Below are 4,596 nucleotides of genomic sequence, written 5' to 3' on the forward strand. Positions count from 1 at the left end.
GAGGGGGGCCGTGGGGCCCGCGGAGTCGAGCGCCTCGGGGGAGCCGGGCACGGCGCAGATGTCGATTACTTCCGGGCCCATCGGCACACCGGGCGCGGGGACGCTCTTCATGAGCGTGAGCACCTGCACCTTTGAGCTGCCCTGTTCTGCGGACATGCCACCCCCTTGAGGTCGCGGACGGTCGCGGTGGCCACGACCATCGGAGGAACGCAGCCTCCACCTGAATACCGGAGGCGGAGCTGCGGCAAACGCGGTTCCTGCAGAATGTCACATGTCGGCAACGCGCTGTAGTGACATGTCGACAAGTCCGGGGCGGATACGCGCAGTTAGCAGGGGGTGGGCCGATTTCACCGCCGGATTGTTCACCCAAAGGTGGATCACCCGATCCGGTTACGCCTCGATTCGATTTGCGGATCGCAATCGGGCGAAGCTCCTGGCTAGCAGCCTGGACACATGCATCTGGGACACGCCCAGCTCCTGGCTGATCTGGGACTGCGTCAGATTGCTGTAGTAGCGCAGCATCAGGATCCGCTGCTCGCGTTCGGGCAGTTGTACGAGGAGGTGGCGGACCAGGTCCCGGTGCTCCACGCCCGCCAGCGCCGGGTCCTCGTACCCCAGCCGGTCGAGCAGGCCCGGCAGGCCGTCGCCCTCCTGGGCCGCCTCCAGCGAGGTCGCGTGGTAGGAGCGGCCCGCCTCGATGCAGGCGAGCACCTCGTCCTCGCCGATCTTCAGCCGGTCGGCGATCTCGGCGGTCGTCGGGGAGCGGCCGTGAAGGGTCGTCAGGTCCTCGGTGGCCCCGTTGACCTGCACCCACAGCTCGTGGAGGCGGCGCGGGACGTGGACGGTGCGGACGTTGTCGCGGAAGTACCGCTTGATCTCGCCCACCACCGTCGGCATGGCGAAGGTGGGGAACTGCACCCCGCGCTCCGGGTCGAAGCGGTCGATGGCGTTGATCAGACCGATCGTGCCGACCTGGACCACGTCCTCCATCGGCTCGTTGCGGGAGCGGAACCGCGCCGCCGCGTACCGCACCAGCGGCAGGTTCGCCTCGATCAGCGCCCCGCGCACCCGGTGGTGCTCCGGTGTGCCCGGCTCCAGGCACTTGAGCTGCCCGAAGAGCACTTGGGTGAGCGCCCGGGTGTCCGCTCCCCGGGTGCTGGTGCGTACGGGAGCCCGGTGGCCCTCGGCGGCCTCCTGGGGCTCGTTCTGGGGCGGCACTTGAGGTGCGGTACTGGCCGGCACGGTCAACGCCACCCCTTTGAGGTCACTGCGTGGTCAAGGTCGCGGTCAACTTCGGTCGAACCATCGTCGACTCATCCGTCAAAAGCGGTCATAGCATCACAAGACATGTCCACTGTGTGCAAGCACCGTATAACCACGTGTTGGGGGCAAGTTGGACAGGGGGCCCGCGCGGTGCCCGTCCCCGGGTACGCGAAAGGCCCCGCACCCGGTGGTGCGGGGCCCTGCGGCGCGACGGCTCAGAACGGGTAGTCGGCGATCACCCACGTGGCGAACTCGCGCCACTGCGCGGCTGCCGCCCGGTGGGCCGGGTGCTCCAGGTACCGCTTGAGCGCGTCCGCGTCCTCGACCGCCGAGTTGATGGCGAAGTCGTACGCGATGGGCCGGTCGGTGATGTTCCAGGCGCACTCCCAGAACCTCAGCTCGGGGACGAGCCCGTCCAGTTCCCGGAACGCCTTCACTCCGGCGGCCACCCGCGCCTCGTCGCGGGCCACGCCCTCGTTGAGCTTGAAGAGGACCAGATGGCGGATCATGTGTGCTCCTTGCCGTACGTACGTGTCAGCGCCCCGCCGATCGTACGAGCGGCCCGGTGCGGCTCAGCGGACCAGTTCGGTCATGAACTGGCCAATGCCCTTGGCGGCGGAGGAGATCCCCACGAACCCCGTCTGGACCATCCCCGCGGCCTCCACGGGCGAGGTGATGATCGTGTACAGCACGAAGACGACCGCGCAGTAGAGCAGCACCTTCTTCACGTCCACGTGCGTGCACCCTCCCCCGGCTCCCCTGTGCGCTCGCGTGAGTCTAACCAACACCCGTTCCCCCGTCCCCACCCTGTTCGCAAGGACCCACAAGGACTCACAGGGATCGCGGGCATCAGGGGTCACGGGAGGGGATCACGGAGACGCAAGAAGGGCCCCGACGCTGTCGGGGCCCTTCTGAGAGCGGTAGCGGAGGGATTTGAACCCTCGGTGACTTGCGCCACACTCGCTTTCGAGGCGAGCTCCTTCGGCCGCTCGGACACGCTACCGAGAGAGAGCTTAGCCCAAGGTGGCCCGTGGTTTGAAATCCGTATGCGGCGGTCGGGGTGAGACGTGGGTCACGGGCCGTCCCCAGGCCCTTCGCGGGCCGGCCGGCGCCCCCTCAGCGCTCCCGGAAGAACGCCGTCAGCTGACGGGAGCACTCCTCTTCCAGGACGCCCTGGATCACCTCGGGGCGGTGGTTGAGCCGCCGGTCGCGCACCAGGTCCCACAGGGACCCGGCCGCGCCCGCCTTCTCGTCGCGCGCCCCGTACACGACCCGTTCGACCCGGGACTGCACCAGCGCGCCCGCGCACATGACGCACGGCTCCAGGGTCACCACGAGCGTGCAGCCGGTCAGCCGCCACTCGCCGGTCCTTTCGGCCGCCCGCCGGAGCGCGACGATCTCCGCGTGCCCCGTGGGGTCGCCGGTGATCTCGCGCTCGTTGTGGGCGGTCGCCAGCACCTCGCCGGCCGCGGACAGCACGACGGCGCCGACCGGCACGTCACCGGCCAGCGCGGCCCGCCCGGCCTCCCCGAGGGCGGTGCGCATCGGCTCCGCCCAGGGGTCGCGTACGGGATCGTGCGCCTCGGCCACTAGCGCACGGCCTCCAGCACCTCGGCCGCTCCCAGCACGTCGGCGATCTCCACCAGCGCGTCCGAGTCGAGCGTGAGCAGCTGGCCCTCGCTCACACCGAGGTCGGCGAGGATCGCGGTGTCCCCGAGCGGGCCCGCGGGCACCGGGTCGAGGGCCTCCACGGCTTCGTCGTCCGGGTCCTCCTGTTCTTCGAGGTCGCCGTCCTCCGTGCCGTCGAGGTCCAGCGCGTCCAGATCGACGACGTCGTCGTCGGCGGCCGGATCCCGGCCGAGCAGTTCGTCGGTGAGGAGGATCTCCCCGTACGAGGAACGGGCGGCGGCTGCGGCGTTGGAGACATAGATGCGCGGGTCCTCCTCGCCGTCCACCCGAACGACGCCGAACCAGACATCCTCCTGCTCGATGAAGACGAGCACCGTGTCGTCGGCCCCGTCGGCCGTGGCCTCCCGGGCCAGGTCGGCGAGATCGGCGAGGGTCTCCACATCGTCGAGCTCCGTGTCGCTCGCTTCCCACCCGTCTTCGGTGCGCGCGAGCAGTGCGGCGAAGTACACCGTGACTCTCCCACTGGTCATAGGCGTGCCGGTTGGGGGTCCCCCCGGCCGTGGCTTCCCTGGAATCGTTGCAGAAACAACGCCGTTGCGAGAGTTCTTCCGCGGTTGCGTTTCTCCTGGCGCTTCGCTGGTCCGGTTCTCAGGTCACCAGCGGAAGGTTCGCATGCGCATGGCCTGGCGCATACGGGCCGCGCGGGCGCGGCGGGGCTGGACACGGTCGCGGAGGGCCTTGGCCTCGTGCAGTTCGCGCAGGAACTGGGCGCGTCGGCGCCGCCGCTCGGCGTCCGTCTCGGGCCGCGCGTCGACCGTTTCGTCCCTGCCGTCCTGCTTGTCCGTCATGAGTGGGCACCGCCCCGGGGTGTGTCAGTCCCTCCCACCTTCCCCCGGGTGGGTGGTTTGATGCCAGCGCTCACGGCGCGGGCGGGCCGTCGGCCCGGTTACTGTGGAGTTATGCGTCTCCACGTCGTCGACCACCCCCTGGTCGCCCACAAGCTCACCACTCTGCGCGACAAGCGCACCGACTCGCCGACCTTCCGGCGCCTCGCCGACGAGCTGGTCACCCTGCTCGCGTACGAGGCCACGCGCGACGTGCGCACCGAGCAGGTCGACATCGAGACCCCGGTGACCCCGACGACGGGCGTGAAGCTGTCGCACCCGCGTCCGCTGGTCGTCCCGATCCTGCGGGCGGGCCTCGGCATGCTGGACGGCATGGTGCGTCTGCTGCCGACCGCCGAGGTGGGCTTCCTGGGCATGATCCGCAACGAGGAGACCCTGGAGGCCTCCACGTACGCGACGCGTATGCCGGAGGACCTCTCGGGCCGCCAGGTGTACGTCCTGGACCCGATGCTGGCCACGGGCGGCACGCTGGTCGCCGCGATCAAGGAGCTCATCCGGCGTGGCGCGGACGACGTGACGGCGGTCGTCCTGCTGGCCGCGCCCGAGGGCGTCGAGGTCATGGAGCGCGAGCTGGCGGGGACGCCGGTGACGGTGGTGACGGCGTCGGTGGACGAGCGGCTCAACGAGCACGGGTACATCGTGCCCGGGCTCGGGGACGCGGGGGACCGCATGTACGGGACGGCCGTCTAGCCGGCCTGGTTTCTCCCGGGGGCACAGCCCCCACAGGCCCCCCGGCCGCCCGTCGGCCCGGGGGTCTTCTGCTGCCCGGCCTCCCCCGGGCGCGGGAGCGGCCGGGAGG

General features: G+C 70.4%; 7 protein-coding genes and 1 tRNA gene. 1 reads left to right on the forward strand and 7 read right to left on the reverse strand.

The features are described 5' to 3' along the window. Window positions 1–390: 390 nt before the first annotated feature. The 7 genes from ACJA3G_RS30820 to ACJA3G_RS30850 all read right to left on the reverse strand — a co-directional run bounded on the left by ACJA3G_RS30820 (window position 391) and on the right by ACJA3G_RS30850 (window position 3,740). A complete protein-coding gene (locus tag ACJA3G_RS30820) occupies window positions 391–1,242 on the reverse strand; it encodes an RNA polymerase sigma factor SigF (protein ID WP_406556327.1) in 852 nt (283 codons plus the stop codon). A 236-nt stretch (window positions 1,243–1,478) separates the two neighbouring features. Beyond that, complete coding sequence (locus tag ACJA3G_RS30825; RefSeq protein WP_406556328.1) at window positions 1,479–1,772, reverse strand: Dabb family protein; 294 nt, start codon at window positions 1,770–1,772, stop codon at window positions 1,479–1,481. 63 nt (window positions 1,773–1,835) lie between these two features. Then, on the reverse strand, window positions 1,836–1,997 hold the full coding sequence (locus ACJA3G_RS30830; RefSeq protein ID WP_358836655.1) for a hypothetical protein: 162 nt from the start codon (window positions 1,995–1,997) through the stop codon (window positions 1,836–1,838). 184 nt (window positions 1,998–2,181) lie between these two features. Next, window positions 2,182–2,266 (reverse strand) — tRNA-Ser (locus ACJA3G_RS30835). Between the two features lie 113 nt (window positions 2,267–2,379). Continuing rightward, window positions 2,380–2,808, reverse strand: coding sequence for a tRNA adenosine(34) deaminase TadA (gene tadA / locus ACJA3G_RS30840; RefSeq protein WP_406556332.1), 429 nt, complete (start codon window positions 2,806–2,808; stop codon window positions 2,380–2,382). Between the two features lie 44 nt (window positions 2,809–2,852). Further along, window positions 2,853–3,422 carry a hypothetical protein gene (locus ACJA3G_RS30845; protein WP_406556329.1) on the reverse strand — a complete coding sequence of 190 codons (570 nt, stop codon included), beginning with the start codon at window positions 3,420–3,422 and terminating at the stop codon, window positions 2,853–2,855. A 123-nt stretch (window positions 3,423–3,545) separates the two neighbouring features. Then, window positions 3,546–3,740, reverse strand: a complete 195-nt coding sequence (locus ACJA3G_RS30850; RefSeq protein ID WP_406556330.1) for a hypothetical protein — start codon at window positions 3,738–3,740, stop codon at window positions 3,546–3,548. A gap of 111 nt (window positions 3,741–3,851) precedes the next feature. On the opposite strand from ACJA3G_RS30850, the gene upp reads away from it, so the two are divergent. After that, window positions 3,852–4,487, forward strand: coding sequence for a uracil phosphoribosyltransferase (gene upp / locus ACJA3G_RS30855; protein ID WP_406556331.1), 636 nt, complete (start codon window positions 3,852–3,854; stop codon window positions 4,485–4,487). The last annotated feature ends 109 nt before the right edge of the window (window positions 4,488–4,596 follow it).

Source organism: Streptomyces sp. YS-3 (assembly GCF_045257485.1).
Classification (GTDB): domain Bacteria; phylum Actinomycetota; class Actinomycetes; order Streptomycetales; family Streptomycetaceae; genus Streptomyces.